The 18,982-nt window shown below is 42.7% G+C and carries 15 protein-coding genes; 10 read left to right on the top strand and 5 right to left on the bottom strand.

What is annotated here, in order from left to right; translation table 11 throughout:
• Nucleotides 1–69 precede the first annotated feature (69 nt).
• The gene (locus QZ576_RS20620; RefSeq protein ID WP_297100922.1) at nt 70–813 is read left to right on the top strand and encodes a hypothetical protein; all 744 of its coding nucleotides are present in this window, start codon (nt 70–72) and stop codon (nt 811–813) included.
• A 188-nt stretch (nt 814–1,001) separates the two neighbouring features.
• Here QZ576_RS20620 and QZ576_RS20615 read toward each other — a convergent pair whose 3' ends face one another.
• Complete coding sequence (locus QZ576_RS20615; RefSeq protein WP_297100921.1) at nt 1,002–1,460, bottom strand: hypothetical protein; 459 nt, start codon at nt 1,458–1,460, stop codon at nt 1,002–1,004.
• Between the two features lie 507 nt (nt 1,461–1,967).
• On the opposite strand from QZ576_RS20615, the gene QZ576_RS20610 reads away from it, so the two are divergent.
• From QZ576_RS20610 to QZ576_RS20595, 4 genes are all read left to right on the top strand, one after another.
• Nucleotides 1,968–3,203, top strand: coding sequence for an ammonium transporter (locus QZ576_RS20610; protein ID WP_297100918.1), 1,236 nt, complete (start codon nt 1,968–1,970; stop codon nt 3,201–3,203).
• A 229-nt stretch (nt 3,204–3,432) separates the two neighbouring features.
• Nucleotides 3,433–6,069, top strand: a complete 2,637-nt coding sequence (locus QZ576_RS20605; RefSeq protein ID WP_297100915.1) for a valine--tRNA ligase — start codon at nt 3,433–3,435, stop codon at nt 6,067–6,069.
• 147 nt (nt 6,070–6,216) lie between these two features.
• A complete protein-coding gene (locus QZ576_RS20600; protein WP_297100912.1) occupies nt 6,217–6,963 on the top strand; it encodes a hypothetical protein in 747 nt (248 codons plus the stop codon).
• A 284-nt stretch (nt 6,964–7,247) separates the two neighbouring features.
• Nucleotides 7,248–8,003, top strand: coding sequence for a peroxiredoxin (locus tag QZ576_RS20595; RefSeq protein ID WP_297100909.1), 756 nt, complete (start codon nt 7,248–7,250; stop codon nt 8,001–8,003).
• 401 nt (nt 8,004–8,404) lie between these two features.
• Here the strand turns inward: QZ576_RS20595 and QZ576_RS20590 are convergent, their stop codons facing one another.
• The gene (locus tag QZ576_RS20590) at nt 8,405–9,061 is read right to left on the bottom strand and encodes a hypothetical protein (protein WP_297100906.1); all 657 of its coding nucleotides are present in this window, start codon (nt 9,059–9,061) and stop codon (nt 8,405–8,407) included.
• 113 nt (nt 9,062–9,174) lie between these two features.
• On the opposite strand from QZ576_RS20590, the gene QZ576_RS20585 reads away from it, so the two are divergent.
• Complete coding sequence (locus tag QZ576_RS20585) at nt 9,175–10,296, top strand: carboxypeptidase-like regulatory domain-containing protein (RefSeq protein ID WP_297100903.1); 1,122 nt, start codon at nt 9,175–9,177, stop codon at nt 10,294–10,296.
• A gap of 70 nt (nt 10,297–10,366) precedes the next feature.
• Here QZ576_RS20585 and QZ576_RS20580 read toward each other — a convergent pair whose 3' ends face one another.
• Together QZ576_RS20580 and QZ576_RS20575 are read right to left on the bottom strand one after the other, a co-directional pair.
• The gene (locus tag QZ576_RS20580) at nt 10,367–11,680 is read right to left on the bottom strand and encodes an efflux RND transporter periplasmic adaptor subunit (protein ID WP_297100900.1); all 1,314 of its coding nucleotides are present in this window, start codon (nt 11,678–11,680) and stop codon (nt 10,367–10,369) included.
• Nucleotides 11,681–11,845: 165 nt separating this feature from the next.
• On the bottom strand, nt 11,846–13,096 hold the full coding sequence (locus QZ576_RS20575) for an aspartate kinase (protein WP_297100896.1): 1,251 nt from the start codon (nt 13,094–13,096) through the stop codon (nt 11,846–11,848).
• A 162-nt stretch (nt 13,097–13,258) separates the two neighbouring features.
• Between QZ576_RS20575 and QZ576_RS20570 the strand changes: the two genes are divergently transcribed.
• From QZ576_RS20570 to QZ576_RS20555, 4 genes are all read left to right on the top strand, one after another.
• On the top strand, nt 13,259–15,640 hold the full coding sequence (locus tag QZ576_RS20570; protein WP_297100893.1) for a prolyl oligopeptidase family serine peptidase: 2,382 nt from the start codon (nt 13,259–13,261) through the stop codon (nt 15,638–15,640).
• 77 nt (nt 15,641–15,717) lie between these two features.
• Nucleotides 15,718–16,092 (top strand): hypothetical protein, encoded by a 375-nt coding sequence (locus QZ576_RS20565; RefSeq protein ID WP_297100890.1) that lies wholly within the window; start codon nt 15,718–15,720, stop codon nt 16,090–16,092.
• Between the two features lie 57 nt (nt 16,093–16,149).
• Complete coding sequence (locus QZ576_RS20560) at nt 16,150–17,166, top strand: TQO small subunit DoxD (protein ID WP_297100887.1); 1,017 nt, start codon at nt 16,150–16,152, stop codon at nt 17,164–17,166.
• 370 nt (nt 17,167–17,536) lie between these two features.
• Complete coding sequence (locus tag QZ576_RS20555) at nt 17,537–18,718, top strand: MFS transporter (protein ID WP_297100884.1); 1,182 nt, start codon at nt 17,537–17,539, stop codon at nt 18,716–18,718.
• 10 nt (nt 18,719–18,728) lie between these two features.
• Here QZ576_RS20555 and QZ576_RS20550 read toward each other — a convergent pair.
• Nucleotides 18,729–18,982: hypothetical protein (locus QZ576_RS20550; RefSeq protein ID WP_297100881.1), on the bottom strand; the 254-nt coding region annotated here is incomplete at its 5' end.

Genomic DNA, 18,982 nt, shown 5'->3' with positions numbered 1-18,982 from the left:
ACCAAATATATAGAAACAACAGAAAACAATTAGAGAATTAGAATTTGAAAACTATTAACACTCAAAGTCATGAAAACAATTAAATTATTATTCGTTTGCATGTTAGCAGGCATTTTTGCACATGCACAAGAAAATGTACCTCCTTATGTGGGAGGCGATGCAGAGGTAACACCTCCAAAATTTGTAGCGCGAAAATACGCGCCGACTGACAAGACAAATTCGCTAAAAGCTTACATTGCTGAAAACCTGGCTTACGATGCCGATGTTGGCGAGGTGATGGAAGGAACCGAAGTTGTAAAGTTTATTATTAATGCCGATGGAAGTTTGTCGGAAATTGAGGTAGTAAACAGTGTTTCACCAACAGTTGACAAACTGATAACAGGTATATTGGAAGAAACCGATTACATGTGGATGCCAGGTAAAAACAACGGAGTTGCGGTTGCCATGGAAAAAGAAATTGCGATTCAGATAAAACTGGGATTGACAGAATCGACTGCCGAAAGTCGCGATTTTAAGGAAATTGCCAAGGAGCATTTCAATAAAGGCGCTGAAAAGTTATTTGTTGACCGTAAAGCCAAGCGAGCTATAAAGCACTTCGAAACTGTTATTCGTTATCAACCGTATGATCAGTCTACCGTATATCTGCTGGCACTTTGCGAAGTGGACCGGGGAAATATGGATGCAGCACAAGAATATGCAGACAGATTCATGGATATGGGAGGAGATAAAAGTTTTCTTGAAGAAACACTGGCTGAAGAAATCAAGGGGACTGATGCATACGAACAACTTACGCAACTTTTTGCAACCAAATAATAGAACAATCATTACATGAAAAAATTTTCAGGCCATTTCGGGAACAGTTTCCGGGATGGCCTTTTTTTCGTTGTGCCTATAGGTCGGGTTCAGTGTCTCTCCAATTAAAGTTCTTCATACAAACTTGCGAGAAGGGGATTCAAAAACTATCCACGGAAATTACTGTTCGATTAGGTTGTAATAGTAGATCATTCCTGGCTGGCAACCAGCATCTCGTCCACCGAGGACGACAGCAAAGTAGTTATCGCATCTTTCAACTCCACAAACTCTTGTAAAGCGCAATCGGGAACGGGTGGAACAGGGTCGATCCAAATCTCGCTATTAAATCCTGCCCAGTAGCCTTTTTCTCCTTCAATTGCCTGGTCGATGGTGGAGTTGAGTAATTGGATATACTGGTTTGCCCGACTCAGCTGTTTTTTATTGCCTTTCTTATAACAGTCCCGCGCACTTTCAATGTAACAATAGAGTTCAGCCGGGAAATGCCAGTTGGTAGATTGTTGGCAATACGCAGTATTAATGTCGGCTTGCGCAACTGTATGTTCCAACTCTTCGAGTTTTTGCTCAAAAGCCGAAAGTTTTGGTTGCTCCACCGAAAATGCCCATAATGGAGATAATGCTATATACAGAACCACAATCTTGTATTTCATAACATTACACATTGGTTACACATGTATGCCTATATACAAAACCGGTTTTGCCCTGTTAATATGTCTTTTTTTGAAATTAGCGTCCTTCTATAAATATATTCGCTTTTTTGCCGAAAGGTAATCCGCCCAATATTAATTCAAGTTTAACTGGCAGTAATTTAGAGTGAATTTAAAAAAGGTGAGATTTGTCATAATTTTGACTGCTTTTTCCGTTTTCTCTTTTTCCCGAATTTGCTTTTTAACCCCGTTCGATTTCAAATTTTGCTTTCATTTTTTGACGGATGAAAAATTCAACCCTCCCGAAATTGAAAAATTGGACTTGAAAATGTACCGATCAAAATTTCAACCCTGTTCGTGCGAGATGTTAAGAAAAGTGTAAGTAGAGTTTTAATATGCAAGAAAAAGGCAATCGTGAGTAAATAAATGATTTCTAAAGGGCCCGAAAACTATCAAATTATCAAAAGCATATTCTAGTTTTGGTCACCGAAATCAAAAAATTTTATGAATATGATGTTTGACAAAGGGCTAACTACCTTTATGATTGTAGCCACCAGTTTGGTGATGTTAATGACTCCCGGACTGGCTTTCTTTTACGGCGGCTTAGGCTGTAAAAAGAATATCCTGAGTATTATGATGCAGAGTTTTGTGTCGTTAGGAATTACGACTATTCTGTGGATAAGCTTTGGCTACTCCATGTGTTTCAGTGGAACCATGGCCGGTGGAAATGATTTTTTCGGCATCATTGGTAATTTTGATAAAGCTTTTCTAAATGGAGTTACGGCGAGTACACCTTTGTCGCCCGATCGTAATTTTCCGGAATATATTTTTGTGGCTTACCAAATGATGTTTGCCATTATTACTCCTGCTCTAATAACCGGAGCGTTTATTAACCGGGTAACATTTAAGTCTTACGTTATTTTTCTGGTGCTTTGGCAAATTTTCGTTTACTATCCCTTTGTTCACATGGTTTGGGGTGGTGGAGTTCTAGCCGAATGGGGAGTGCTCGATTTTGCCGGAGGAATTACGGTGCACGCAACAGCAGGATTTGCAGCGTTGGCATCGGTGTTTTTTGTAGGGTCTCGCGCCGAAAAGAACAGTGGCCCGAACAATATTCCGCTGGTAGCTATCGGGACCAGTTTACTGTGGTTTGGGTGGTATGGTTTTAACGCCGGAAGTGAGTTGGATGTGGATGCCATTACTGCACAGGCTTTCCTGAATACCGATGTCGCGGCGTCGGTGGCGGCAATTACCTGGCTGGGAATTGAATGGACTACCGGCAAAAAACGACCTACTTTTATCGGATTGATGACCGGTGCTGTGGCCGGGCTGGCAACAATAACACCGGCAGCAGGATATGTAACGCTTGGAACAGCTATGTTTATTGGCCTTTGTGCCGGAATGGTTTGCTACCAGGCAGTTAAATTTGTGGAGCGAAAACGTTGGGACGATGCCCTTGACGTTTGGGGAGTACACGGAATTGGCGGAGTATTGGGAACAATTCTGCTGGGTTTTTTCGGAACAACAGCTGTAAATGCCAATGGCGCCAACGGATTATTTATGGGCGGAGGCGTTTCTTTCTTATTTAAACAGATTATAGCTATAATTTTTGCCTCTGCTTGGGGATTTATTTTTACATTAGGCGTCTTAAAAGCAATCAATCGTTTTGTGCCTGTAAAAGTGGGGCGTATGGACGAGATGAAAGGCCTCGATTTAGGCTATCATGGCGAGGTTGCACGACAATAAAGAAAACCAATAACATATTATATTTTCAGCCACGGACGGCGTAGTTTAAGCTACTCTGTTCGTGGTTTTTTGTTTTCAGCACTTTTACGAATGTGGTATTCCTTATTGAATAAATTCTCTTCTTTTTTTAATTCTCAGCCTTCAGAACCTAAACTCTTCCTGTTGAACATTGAACTCTAAACTTTTAATTGTACTTTTGCACCTCAAATTTTTAGCTAGATATTTCAAGATGAGTCAGATGGAAATTCCGAGCAAGTACAACCCGGCCGAGGTTGAAGATAAATGGTACAAATACTGGATGGATAACAAATATTTCCACTCCACACCCGACGAGCGCGAACCTTACACGATTGTAATTCCGCCGCCAAACGTAACCGGTGTGTTGCACATGGGGCACATGCTTAACAATACCATTCAGGATATTCTGGTCCGCCGTGCGCGAATGACCGGTAAAAATGCCTGTTGGGTGCCGGGAACCGACCACGCATCGATTGCTACCGAAGCCAAAGTGGTAAACAAACTAAACGCTGAAGGAATTGATAAGTACGATCTTTCGCGCGACGAATTTTTGAAACATGCCTGGGAGTGGACCGATAAACACGGTGGCATTATCCTCGAGCAGCTGAAAAAACTGGGTGCTTCGTGCGACTGGGACCGCACTGCTTTTACCATGGACGAAGCCCGCAGCGAATCGGTAATCAAAGTGTTTGTCGACCTGTTCAACAAAGGAATGATTTACCGTGGTGTACGTATGGTAAACTGGGATCCGGCAGCAAAAACTGCACTGTCTGACGAAGAAGTGATCTACAAAGAAATGCAGGGTAAACTCTACTACCTCAACTACAAAATTGAAGGTGAAGATGAGTTTGTAACCATTGCAACTACACGCCCTGAAACGATTCTGGGCGATACTGCAGTTTGTGTAAATCCGAACGACGAGCGTTTTGCCCACCTGAAAGGAAAACGTGTTTTGGTGCCGCTCATCAACCGTTCAATCCCGATCATTGAGGATGAATATGTGGATATGGAATTTGGTACCGGATGTTTGAAAATTACACCGGCACACGATATCAATGACTACGAAATTGGTTTAAGATACAACCTGCCATCGATCGACATTTTTAACGACAACGGAACATTAAACGAAAAAGCTGAGCTCTTTGTTGGCGAAGACCGTTTTGATGTTCGCGATAAAATTGTTCCTGAACTGGAGAAAGCAGGAAATCTGGCAAAAGTTGAAGACTATACAAATAAGGTTGGTTTCTCGGAGCGTACTGATGTGATCATCGAACCAAAATTGTCGGCACAGTGGTTCCTGAAAATGGAAGAACTGGTAAAACCGGCTTTGGAAAATGTGATGAACGATACCATCAGCTTCCACCCGCCGAAATTTAAAAATACCTACAAACACTGGATGGGCAACATCAAAGACTGGTGTATTAGCCGCCAGCTGTGGTGGGGGCACCAAATTCCGGTGTATTACCTGCCCGACGGAACTTATGTTTGTGCCGGGTCAGCTGAAGAAGCGCTGGAATTGGCAAAAGAAAAGTCGGGAAATGCAGAACTGACTGTTGCCGATTTAAAACAAGACGAAGATGCTTTGGATACCTGGTTCTCGAGTTGGTTGTGGCCAATATCGGTTTTCGATGGAATTCGTGAGCCGGAGAACGAAGAGGTAAATTATTACTACCCAAGTTCTGATTTAGTAACCGCGCCTGATATCATTTTCTTTTGGGTGGCCCGAATGATTATTGCCGGTTACGAGTACCGCGATGATTTCCCGTTTAAGAATGTATATTTTACCGGAATGGTGCGCGATGCACAACGCCGTAAAATGTCGAAGTCGTTGGGTAACTCTCCCGATCCGCTGGATCTGATCGCTAAGTACGGTGCCGACGGTGTGCGTGTGGGAATGTTGCTTTGCTCGCCTGCAGGTGGCGATTTACTGTTCGACGAAGGACTGCCGCAACAGGGAGCAGGTTTCTCAACAAAAATATGGAATGCTTTCCGCCTGGTGAAAAACTGGGAAGTTTCATCAGAAATCGAACAACCGGAACATTCAAAACTGGCCATCGAGTGGTTTAAAAATAAACTGGCTCAGGTGGTTGAAACATTAAATACACAGTTCGACAGTTTCCGTATTTCGGAAGCGTTGATGACCGTTTACACAACAGTGCGCGACGAGTTTTCGGGTTGGTTGCTCGAGATGGTAAAACCAGCTTATCAACAACCGATTGATGCCTTAACTTATGCTGAAATTGTGGAGCTGTTCGATCAGATGTTGCGATTGATGCACCCATTCATGCCTTTCATTACTGAAGAAATCTGGCAGTTGCTTGACGAGCGTAAAGAAGGCGAAAGCATCATGATCAGCCAATTGCCGGCCAATACAAGCTACGATGCTGCGCTACTTGCTGCTTTCGAAGATGTAAAAGAGGCGGTTTCCGGAATTCGTAAAATCCGTAAAGACAAAAATATTGCCTTTAAAGATGCTATCGATTTTTCGGTGCAAAAAGGCGACAAAGGATTTGATGCTAAATTCAACAGCATTCTTATCAAATTAGGTAATCTTACCGAGCTGACTACTGTTGACGAAGAAGTTAAAGGAGCGGCTTCGTTCCGTGTAAAATCAACCAGTTTTTACATTCCGCTTGATGGATTTATTGACGTGGAAGAAGAGTTGAAAAAGCTGGAAGAAGAGTTGAAATACGCCAAAGGATTCCTGAACTCGGTAATGAAAAAGCTGAGTAACGAGCGCTTTGTAAATAATGCACCCGAAGCGGTAGTTGCCAAAGAAAAAGCAAAACAAGCCGATGCCGAAGCCAATATTAAAGTATTGGAAGAGCGCATTGCTTCAATGAAATAGATTTTACTGAGCGGGTGACTTCAAGTCACCCGCTCAGTTTATACCTCAATCCCCTTAACATCTGTTAAAAACCCGTTAAATAGTGTTATCTTCAAAATGGTTAAATTCTTTTGCATAGATTTGCAATTGGAATAGAATTACGCACTTATGTATAAAAATTTACTGCTGCTATTATTGGTTTCGTCGGGCATTTTAAGTTGGGCGCAGGATGAGAATTATCCGGTCGATCCGATGTTGATTGAACTGAAAGCAAAAATCCTGAGTTCATCCGATAGTTCAGCAGTTCCTTATGCCAACATTATAAATCACCGCACTCACAGCGGAACCATTACCAATGGCGAAGGTATTTTTACTTTGGAGATGCTTAATATCGATTCGCTCGAAATTACTTCGGTGGGTTACAAAACTTTTATTCTGAAAGTACCATCGTATTACACCGGCTACGAAATGCTGACCTTTTATATAGATCCTGTACTTTATAATGTGGGCGAAGTTACTGTTGAAGGCGATGCCAAGCAGTTGGATTATTTCGAACACGGAAATCCGACAGATCTTGATCCAACATTAAGAGGTGATGCATTTAACGAAAAACCTCCGATTATTGCTGCGTTGGTAAGTCCCTTGTCGTTTGCACAATATTACGGCAAGCGCGAAAAACGAAAACGTCAGGTGCGCGAGGACATGGCAATAACGAAAAACTGGGAAATGCACTCGAGAAACTACAATAAGGAAATGGTAATGAAACTTACCGGATTGAATGAGGCGTATGCCGATACTTTTATGATGTGGTTTAACGGACAAGATGTACTTCCTTACACCGCTACCGAATACCAGGTTCGGGAGTCGATTGTGCAATATTACAAGTTATTTAAATTAGATTACGATCTCGAATAATTGAACGAAAAATTCGATAAACAATCAATGATTTGTTAATAAAGTACAATTAAGTATTTAATTCGGTCAATTTCAAACTTTCATATTAAATATAAAAAGATGCTAATATCTTTAAAATGTAATCAGAATTGCAAAATTGCTTACAATTTGGTTATTTGTTGCGTTTAGTGGTGGAGAAGCATTAAACGCAATGTTTTTGGTCACATTCCAAATATGTTCTTCAGCATTGACTTCGGGAGTAGAGGGTTGTAATTTAGCATCGCAATCATTTAATATTCAAAGTTATGAAACGATTAATGTTTACCTTTTTGGCTATGATTCTGGCCTTGGGAGTAGTAACCGCAGGCGACTACAAAATCCCCTTAATAGGATCGAAAGCTCCAAAATTTAGTGCAAACACAACAAACGGAAAGATTACTTTCCCAAATGATTTTGGAAACCATTGGAAGATTTTGTTTAGCCACCCGGCTGACTTTACTCCGGTATGCTCGTCTGAATTGCTAGAGCTTGCACACCTGCAAAAAGAATTCAAAAAACTGGGTGTTGAGTTGGCAGTAGTTTCCACAGACGATATTGTATTACACAAAATGTGGAAAGCTCATCTTGAAGAGATCGACTATAAAAAACGGGGTACGGTTCATATCGATTTCCCGATTATTGAAGATCCTGATGCAAAGGTTTCGCGCCTGTACGGAATGTTGCACGATGAGGAAAGCACCGACCGCGATGTTCGGGGTGTGTTTATCATCGACGATAAAAATACTATACGCTCGGTGAATTTCTACCCGGTTGAGGTAGGCCGTAATATGGATGAATTTGTTAGGATGGTGGAAGCTTTACAGCTTACCGAATCGAAATTTGTTTACACGCCTGCTAACTGGCAAAAGGGCGACGATGTAATTGTGCCTTACTTGCCATATACAACTGCCGAGTTGGAAGCTAATCCAAAATTAGCAGACAGGTATTACAGTGTTGGCAACCGGATGTGGTTCGAACAGGTGGAAGGACCAACAGCCAAGGTTGAAGACGACGAGGAATAGCAAAACGCAATTTTTCATAGAAGCATGTTAGGATTCAGACACTAAAAAAGGTATTTGCGTTGCAGATACCTTTTTTTCTCTCCCCCGAATGATCAGTATTACTTTATTCCAATTGTACTTTTAATACTGTTTTGAACTCGGATATTTATAACAAAGAAGCGGAAAGAGCGAAGTTTAAGAAGGCGAGATTTTGTTGTAAAATAGGTACAAAAAAGAAAGCCCGGAGTTGACCAGGCTTTCCCAATGAAAGGGTAAACTTTCATTAATTTTTGCAATCAAATAATAAACGCAGTTTTTGAAAACGGTTCACTATTCTAATTTCTTTTAACAAGCAAGTGCTCGTTTTGTTAAATATTATATCAACTTTTTTATTGATGCTGATTCACCGTTAAGCAAAAGAATTAATTGCCAATTTGGTCTTTTAGCAACTTAACCTGGTTGCTTAATTTGGTAATCTCACTGTCTTTTTCTTTTAGCTGGTTTTGCAGCTGCTGAGTTTCTGAACGAACATTATCAAGCTGTCCCTGAAGGGTTTTAAGCTCGTTTTCTCCAACTTCAATTTTACCTTCAAGAACTTTGGCTTCCTGATTTAGTCGGTTAATTTCAAAATTCTTTTGGTCGAGTGCTGAGTTCTTTTCGCTAACCTCGGTTTCCAGTGTGCTAACTTCATTTTGCAACGATTGAATCGACGCTTCTTTACTCTCCAAAGCGTTGGTTAAACGTTGTTTTTCAAAATCAAGATTAAAACTGGTTTCCTGCAACGATTCCTGTTTGCTGTTTAGTTCTTCATTCAGCACAGCCATTTCTTTTTTCAGGTCGGCAATGTCTTGCTCTTTCATGGCATTACTTTCCATCAACTCGTTTTTCATGGCTTCAAAATCGGCAATCAAAGCTTTTATGCGTTCAGCTTTGGCATTATTTTCGGCATCGAGTTTTCGCGAAAGTTCTTCGGCTTTTAATCTGCCGGCTTCCATTTCAAGGTATTTCTTTTTCGAGACACACGACGACAGGCCGATCAAAACTACACTGATAACAAGAATGATATATTTTCTACTCATAACTATCTTTTTATGTTCAAAACAAAGATACACAATAATAAACGAGTATTACAACGTTTAACTAGGTAGGAATGGTATTTATTTCTTACTTTTATTTTTTAAAATTGATGGTCATGAAGAAAACAATTATATTCATTTTTACAGTTTGTGTAGCCCTTACAGCGCTGGGGCAGAATGGTTCGAAGGTGGCGCACACCATTAAAGGGAAAGTGGTTGATGCCAATACAAATCGACCGGTTTCGTATACCAATATTGGTTTAGAAGGTACGTTTTTTGGTACCGCCAGCGATAGTGAAGGAAATTTTGAGTTGAAGATTCCCGAAGAGATGGTGGACAAAGACATCTACTTTTCGGCAGTGGGATTCACCAACAAACAGTTTCCGGTACAAGATCTTTTTTCGAAAGAATTTGCGGTGATTAAATTAGAGTCGCAATCATACGACGTTGATGAGGTGGGAGTTGCCGCACAAAATATGGTTCTGGTTCGCATTTTACGTATGGCTTCGGAGAACATTAAATACAATTATGGTTCGGGGCCGTTTAACATGCACTTTGCTTATTCAAAAGAAACGGCTGTTAACGGACAAGTAAAAGCTCCGCAAATTGCCAAGGTACTGCTTTACGACGAAACAGGTTATACAAATCCATCAAAAACGGATGCTTTTAAAGCTCGGAATTATTCGGTAACAAAAGAGCAAAGCGATGCTGATTACCGATTTTCAACTGCGCAACTGAACCTTGACGATCTGTTGGGATTTGACTGGGTGCGCTCGGCATCGGGTATTTTAAGTCCGGCACTGTTAAGCGACTATCAACTTGCACTGGAAAGCCAACCTGTAATAAACGGAAAAGAATACTGGGTGATTTCTTTTAGCCCAAAAGTGCCTTCGTTGGCAACCACGGGTGACTATTATGCAGGCACTTTTAAAGGAAAAATCAGCATTAATAAAGAAGATTATTCGATTTTGAAAATTGAGGGTGAAGCAGTGGCTCCAAAAAATAACCGTCAGGGAAGGGCGCTGGCAATTGGGCAGAACAACACGGATTTTTATACCGATGTGCTTTACACTTTTGAAGTGGATTATAAAGATCTTTTGCTAAAAAGTGTGTCCCTGGATAAAACGTATACCTATAAAGGAGAAAAGGTTTCGGAGCAAGCCGTACTTGAAATGAATCGTGCACACACGAATAATCTTACAGTGATTGATTCGCGCGATTATTTTCCGGGAGAGTAAACGAAATATTCAGATAAAAAAACAGGGTTGTGAATCAAATCACAACCCTGTTTTTTTGTTTATAAATGTCTTAATCTTCCGACGTAAATAAATCTTCTTCGTTAACTTTTTTAACCAGCATGCTGTCTTTTAGCGTGCGGTTAATAATGGTGTAAGGCGCGGTAACTACTTCGTCGCCCTCTTTAATTCCTTTCAGGATTTCAATGCTGTTATTGTCCTGAATTCCGGTTTCCACTTCGGTTTTCATTACACGACCATCGGCATACACAAAAACAACTTCCTTCTTTTCGTCGCGTTGGGCAGTGTTTTCATCGTCCGAAGCATTTTCCAAATCAGACTCAACTTCTTTGGTGCCGCCGTCTTCTTTTTTAATTCGTGTTGTTACTGCCGAAATTGGCACAGAAATAACATTCTCGCGGGTTTCGGTAAGAATATCAACGGTAGCCGACATTCCCGGGCGGAAAGGGTAGAGGTTACCATTCTCCGGATCGATCAAATCTACGTACGAATCCTTGAGCAGAAGTACTTTTACATCGAAGTTGGTTACCTGGTCGGAACTGGTTCCGGTAACACTGGCAGAATTGGCAATTTCGGTGACAATGCCTTTGAATTTGCGGTTCAGGTAAGCGTCAACTTCCACCAGTGCAGTGTCGCCTTTCATTACCTTTACAATATCGTTTTCGTTAACTTCAACCTGCACCTCCATTTTATTCAGGTCGGCAACGGTCATCATTTCCGTTCCCACCATCATGCTGGTTCCTACCACGCGTTCGCCTTTTTCAACGTTCAACGCCGAAATGGTTCCTGTAATAGGTGCATAAATTTTTGTTTTTATCAGCTGCTCTTCGGCTTCGTCAAGCGATGCCTGCGCACTTAAAACCGAATATTGTGCCGCACGAGCTTCAGCCTGTGCAACTTTATAGGCTGCTTCAGCCGATTCGAATTGCGAAACCGGAATCGTACCTTTTTCATACAATTGTTTGGAGCGTTTATACGAAAGTTCACTTTCAATTAATTGTGCTTCGGCCTGTGCCTGTCTTGCTTTCGACGAGTTGACCGCTGCCTCGGAACGGTTTACCGCCGAAACATACATTTCGGGTTTAATCACACACAGCAATTTTCCTTGCTCAACGGCGTCGCCATCTTCAACATGCAGTTCAACGATCTCCCCGGCCACATCCGGACTAATTTTCACTTCGGTCTCCGGCTGGATTTTTCCGTTGGCGGTTATAAACTCGGTAATGGTTTTACTTTCTACCGTTTCGGTTGACACCTTTACACTTACATCGCTGCCCAGCCATCCTTGCTTTTTGCCCACGATTAGCACAATCATGATTACAACCGCAATTCCAATTATATATGGCAATATCTTTTTTTGCTTCATTTCAGTTAGCTGTTTTTTTTAATAGGTAATAAATCGGCTTCTAAAATTACAAGAAAAATTGATTCCTGTAGTTTAAAAATCAATCCGTCGCAAATTGCCGTTTTTGAAGTTGCATAAAATAGAAAGATTAAGGCTCCCGCAAATTCTGCTTCCGGTCCGTTTTTCTTATTCTTTAATCAGCATCCGTGCCGTTAAACGGCTGTGTTGTTCCAGGTAAATATCCTTTTCTTTTACCATCCAGTCGAGCACTTCTTCGGTATAATGGCGAATAGTTACCAGCGTAAGATCGGTGTTGTACCTAATGTTGTAATCTGCCGAAAGTTCGCTGAAAATTTCTTCCAAATTTTCGTCCGAGGCATCGGCAACAATATTCAAGTCGATAGCCGACTGTTGCATTAAGGTAACCTTAATCAATTTTTCCATCAGGAATTTTACCACCCGCTCGATATCGCTGATCGAGATGATCGAGAAATCCAAGGCCGAAAGTGTGATCAGCACCTGGTTTTCTTTGAGGATAAAAATTGGTGGCAGCTCAATTTTATGATCGATTTTATGAATTACAGTGCCTGGGTTTTTAGGCTCAACAAACGATTTTACCAGCAACGGAATACCTTCGTTATGCAGCGGTTGCATGGTTTTTGGGTGAATAACTTTTGCCCCCGAGTGTGTCATCTCCACCGCCTCTTTGTACGACAGTTCATTGATCATTACCGTGTCGCTCATTTTTTTAGGATCGGCACTTAAAACTCCGGGAACGTCTTTCCAAATCGACACGCTCTCTACCTTCAATGAGCTGCCAATAATTGCAGCTGTAAAATCTGAACCCTCGCGACCGAGTGTGGTAGTCAGGTTAGTAGTTGTCGATCCGATAAATCCTTGTGTAATGTACAATCCAGTATCGGCGAAAGTGAATTCCTTGCGAATCAGTTCGCCTGTCCATTCCCAGTCAACACGTGCATCGCGGAAAGTGTCGTCTGTTTTCAGGCAGGTGCGGATATCTATCCAGGTATTTTTATGCCCGGTGGCGGTAATGTAATCGCTAACAATGCGGGTAGAAATGAGTTCGCCAAAACAGATAATCTGGTCGTATTCAAAATTAAAATCGTACGACGGGCGCGAATTCAGTTTGTGTTCCAGCTCGGTAAACAATTCGTAAACGCCCTGTGGCATTCCTTTTTCGCCAAACAAATCACCGATAATTTCAATGTGGTAATTTTTAAAATTATTGAATATTGTCCACTTTTCTTCGTTGCTGTTATAGTATGCTTTTATCAATGTTTCCAGCAAATCCGTACTTTTCCCCATGGCTGAAATAACCACCGACAGGTTTCCGCTTTCGCTTTTAATAATTTCAAACACATTTTTTACCGCGGCCGCATCTTTTACCGATGCTCCACCAAATTTAAAAACCTTCATAAAAATCGATTTTAAGCTTTTGAGCAATGCGCTACGAGCTGTTTAACCTTGCAAAACTATATTTTTTTGAATTAACAATATACATGTTCTTATGGGAAATCATTTTACTAAAAATGTTAATTTAGATGCCTTCGAAAAAAACACTAAAAAGAAACTGCACGCATGAGACATTTTATTCTTTCATTTTTCATTCTGTTTACTTTTTCAGGATTTAGTCAGGTTAGCCAACTCAATAAAAGTTCGCTTTCCATCGAAACAATAATGCAGGATCCTGCTAAATGGATCGGCACTTCGCCAAGCGATATCAGTTGGAGCGAAGATGGCGCAAAAATCTACTTTCAATGGAATCCGGAGCAAGACACGCTCGAATCGTTGTATGCTTACGATCTGTCGACCAAAGAAATTGAAAAAGTTAGTTTGGATGAAAAAAAGACGCTGCCCGGTCGTCGTGGCGATTATAACAGCGACAAAACAAAAAAAGTATACACCCGAAATGGCAACCTCTTTTTGCTGGATATTAAAAGCGGAAAAGAAAAGCAGCTAACCGCTTGGCTGGAGCGCGCTTCATCGCCCGAGTTTGTTTTAGGTGATTCCAAAATTGCGTTCACAAAAGACAATAACCTGTTCACTATCGATCCGGAAACCGGGTTGATTTCGCAGCTGACTAACTTTGTTTCAGGAAGCGAGAAAAAGGAACAGCCTTCATCGGAACAAGCCAAATGGCTGGAGCAGCAGCAAAAGGAATTGTTCGTGGTTTTGCAGGAACGCGAAGCAAAAAGCAAAGCACGTGAAAACCGCGAGGAGGAAGAGAAGGTGGCCGAACCCTTAAAAATATACACCGGTAGTAAGTTTTTGAGTGATATTTCGCTGAGCCCCACCGGCGACTACATTATTTACAGCTTGTATGAAAGGGCGTCGAATGCAAAAGCTACATCGGTAACGCATCATGTTACCGAATCGGGATACACCGAAGAAAAGAATGCTCGCGCAAAAGTAGGAAGTCCGCAGGCATCGGTAGAAATGAGCATTTTTGATGTGAAGAATAACAAGTTGGTAACGATCGATAAATCACAAATTCCCGGAATAAAAGATTTACCCGACTACCTGAGCGATTACCCGGAACGTATGCCAAAAGAAGGCGAGGAAGTAAAAGATCGTGATGTGAATTTGTTGGGACCACTTTGGAATGAAACCGAAGATATGGCGGTGGTTGTGGCTTTGTCGCAAGACAACAAGGACCGCTGGATTTTGTTGCTCGATCCTGCCACGGGTGATTTGGAATTGCTTGATCGTCAGCGCGATGAAGCATGGATCGGTGGCCCCGGAATTGGCGGCTGGGGAATGTCAACCGGAAGCATTGGCTGGATGCCCGATGACGAATCGGTGTGGTTTCATTCCGAGGAGTCAGGCTACTCGCATTTGTACGCTGTAAATTGCAAGACAAAAAAGAAAACAACACTTACGGAAGGCGACTTTGAAGTTTCGGAAGCCTCTATTTCGAACGATAAAAAATGGTTCTATTTCATTGCCAACAAAGTGCATCCCGGCGTAACGCACTTTTATAAAATGCCGGTTTGGGGTGGCAAGCTTACGCAAATTACATCATTGGAAGGTGGAAACGAAGTAACGCTTTCTCCCGATGAGAAATACCTGGCCATTCGTCATTCGGAGGCTAACAAACCGTGGGAGCTTTATTTGCAGGAGAACAAAGCCGGAGCAGAAGCCAAGCAGCTGACGCATTCAACCACCGACGCCTTTAACGAATACAACTGGCGGGTTCCGGATTTCATTACTTTTAATGCTGCCGATGGCGCCGAAGTGCATGCTCGTTTGTATCGTCCTGAGTCGCCGGAACAAAACGGCCCTGCCGTAATTTTTGTACACGGTGCGGGTTACTTGCAAAATGCGCACAAATGGTGGAGTAGCTATTTCCGAGAGTACCAGTTCCACAATATTTTAGTCGACAATGGTTACACGGTGCTGGATATCGATTACCGTGGAAGTGCCGGTTATGGACGAGACTGGCGCACCGGAATTTATCGCTGGATGGGTGGCCTCGATCTTTCGGATCAGGTTGACGGTGCCAAAATGCTCACCGAAAAATATAATGTTTCGCCCGAGCGTATTGGACTTTATGGTGGTTCGTATGGTGGTTTTATCACGCTAATGGCGATGTTTAACGAGCCGGAAACCTTTGCCGCCGGAGCAGCTTTGCGTTCGGTTACTGATTGGGCACATTACAACCACGGTTATACGGCTAATATTCTGAATACACCGGTGCAGGACAGCATCGCTTATGCGAAAAGTTCTCCTATAAATTTTGCCGATGGATTGGAAGGCAACCTGCTGATGTGCCATGGAATGGTAGATGATAACGTCCAGTTTCAGGATATTGTACGTTTAACGCAGCGCCTTATCGAGTTGGGCAAAGAAAACTGGGAGCTGGCCGTTTTCCCTGTTGAGGCGCACGGTTTTGTGGAGCCAAGTAGCTGGACCGACGAGTACAGACGTATATTTAAACTATTTGAAGAGAATTTGAAATAACACGATACAAGTGAGCGGGTGACTTGAAGTCACCTGCTCACTCGAACATTTTAAATCCTTTTGTGTTTTTGAAACTAATGGATCGTATTCAACAATATTTTCGATGGTTAAAACAGGCATTGCTGATAGTAATTGCACTGTTTTCGTTGGCATCGTGCTCGGTAAAAGAGCCCTTGTTCAAAGCCATTGGTGCCGAATACCAGCGTCCGTTAAATAAAACAAAAACAACCCCAAACTTCGAAAACCACTGCCAGACTTCACCTCATGATTTTTGGATTAGCAGTAATGCTCAAAACTCCGATCATAATCTTTTAGGAACTGCAGTTGAGCGTGATGAGTTTCTTTTACAGTCAACATCTTTTGTTGAATATTCATTCGAGCAAACGGAAATTGTTGCTGAAAACACCCGGCTGTACATTCTCTATAAGCGGTTAAAATTCGATATGGTGTAATCGCCTTTCCCAAATGCCACATATTGTCAATTTTAATAACCGTTAATACATTTTTACATGAATAATCTTGCGAATAAGTCGGCAAACAAGGCCGGACTTTTCACTTTATCTCTACGGCTGGTAGTTGGCTGGACTTACTTTTCTGCCTTTTGGCGCCGTGTTGTGCTTGTCGATAAACTTGATCCGGAAGGAGCTGCCTACATCGGCGAAAAATTCAACCATTTTCTACCCAACGCTTTGGGTATAAAACCGATAATCGAGCACCTGGTTACGCATCCTGAACAGTTGTGGATGGCCATGGTGGCATTTACTATTGTTGAGGCTGTTGTAGGGCTGTTTATTATGCTGGGGCTTTTTACCCGCTTAATGAGCGTTGGCGTTTTTGGCCTTGCCGCCGGAATTTTGCTGGGCTCGGGATGGATAGGAACAACCTGTCTCGACGAATGGCAAATCGGCGTGCTCGGAATTGCAGCCGGATTCACCTTGTTTTTTAGTGGCAGTGGCGCGTATTCGCTCGATCAGTTGCTGCTAAATAAAAAGCTCAAATTCACTCAAAACCGGTGGTTTGTTTGGCTGGGCTCTGGCGAACTTCCCAGCAGAAATTTAAAGCCGGTCGTACTGGTTGGTTCGTTGGGAATATTGTTTCTAACGCTGTTTACCAACCAGGTTTTTCATGGCGGAGTTTATGGGAAGCTGCATAACAAATCGGTAAAACCTAAAATCGAAATCAGCGATGCCACCATCGAAAACAACATCCTGCAGTTTGAAATTTACCGCACCGAAGGAGTGGATGTGTACGGATCGTTTCTGATCGGGATTCAATTGCTGGATTCAGAAGGTAATATTTTGCTCGAAAAAACGGGCGAAGAGTTAGCTCAGTTACCGGCAGATCAAATCTCCAACCACTATGTAACCCACGTAAAACCGGGGAAACACAGTTTGATCGTTCCCTTGGGAGCAAAAGCTGATTTGGCTCTTGATTTGCGCGCAATCGATTTAAATCGAGCAAATGAATACACACTAAAACTGATTGATATTAGCGGATTGGAATGGGAAAGCAAGGTAAAGATCTAAACTGAGTAGCATGGAGTGAGCGGGTGACTCGAAGTCACCCGCTCACTTTTTCAGGTATAAGGTGTAAGTAACTACTTGGTTCCTTACCCCTAGATCCCCTGTAGGGGACTTGTTCGCATCTCCTACTGGCGTTCATTTAGTTTGTTTCTAACCTTTTTATTCTTCGCAAATATTCCTTGTTTCTCCGGCCATAAGCCCCTTTAGGGGTTTGGGGTAACAATAGAACGAATTATATTGTAAAGCATTGGCAGGATTTCGTGTTCAGTGTCCCGGTTCTTACCCCTAATCTCCTTCGGGTAATTCGAAGTCACCCGCTCACTTTTTTCACAAATCATTTTTATTACTTTTAACATCAACCAAAACGGTAGTCATGACCGAAACGTCCGTTTTCAAAAATAAAAACCTCTATTTCATTTTTGGCGTCACGCTAATCGCCATGATGGGCGTGGCGAGCATCACACCGGCTTTCCCCGATATTGTCGATTATTTCGGTATTAGGCAGCAACAGGTAGGCTGGCTGATTGTGGCGTTTACCCTGCCCGGTATTTTTCTTACGCCGTTTACCGGCATTTTGGCCGATCGTTATGGCCGGAAACTGGTATTGGTACCTTCATTATTTATTTTCGGAATAGCAGGATTTGCCTGTATGTTTGCACCCGGATTTTACTGGCTGCTGGCACTTCGTTTTATTCAGGGAGTTGGAGCCAGCTCCTTATCGAGTATGAATATTACGCTCGTTGGCGATCTTTTCGAGGGCAAACGACGCACCGCAGTAATGGGCTACAATGCCAGTGTGCTAAGTATAGCCACAGCATCGTACCCTGCCCTTGGCGGCGTGATTGCCATTTTTGGCTGGCAGTATATTTTTGCCTTGCCCATTCTTGCAATTCCTCTCGGTATTTGGGTAACGAAAGGGTTGAATAATCCCGAGCCAAAGAACAAGGTGAAGCTACGCTCGTATTTTGGGCGCGTGTGGAAGACCATTAATCAGCGCACCGTTTGGGGGCTTTTCGCCGTTAACTTTATCCTCTTCCTCTTACTTTACGGTTCGTATCTCACCTATTTCCCGCTGATGATGGAAAACCGCCTCGGCGCCGATTCTTCGCGTATTGGGCTAATGATGTCGCTCATGTCGGTAACTACAGCCATTATGAGCTCGCAACTGGCGCGCCTTAACCGCCTGCTGGGGCAAAAACGACAGCTCATTATTGGTAGCGCATTTTATATGGTGGCCTCGCTGTTGCTTATTGCTGCCAATAGTTATTTAATGTTCGGCATAGCTGTAATCGTATTTGGTTTTGGCCACGGAATAACCATTCCATCTATTCAGAATATGCTGGTGGGCTTTGCGGGCATTAACGAGCGGGCGGCGTTTATGTCGCTAAACTCAATGGTGCTGCGCGGCGGACAAACTTTTGGCCCCTTGCTGGTAGGTGTGTTTTATGCACTTGGCGGTTTACAGGCCAGCTTCCTCTCGGGCGCCGTTATGGCCGTGCTAATGATGGTTATCATTCTGGCAACCGTGCGTGTCAACAAAAAAACGAGCAAATAATTACAACAAGCTATTTTATCGGGCCGGCAGCCGGGCTTTCCGCTAAAGTTGCCACACCTTTTGCTTGTTCCACCAAGGGCTGTTGGGTAGCTTCCTTTGGTCGCTCCCAATAGCCGGGTGTCACAAAGCAAAAGTTGCGGCAAGCTACCGCTGCAATCCCTGCCGGAGGGCCTGTGGCGCTGATTGGGGGCAATTGTTTTTTGCTATTGCACCGTGGCTTTAGCCCGGTGATAAAATTGCAGTTCCGCAAAAGGGCTTTAGCCA

The sequence above is a fragment of the uncultured Draconibacterium sp. genome (assembly GCF_913060805.1).
Taxonomy (GTDB): Bacteria; Bacteroidota; Bacteroidia; order Bacteroidales; family Prolixibacteraceae; genus Draconibacterium.
Note: the sequence above shows the minus strand (reverse complement) of the source record. Positions and strands in the feature narration are given on the sequence as shown.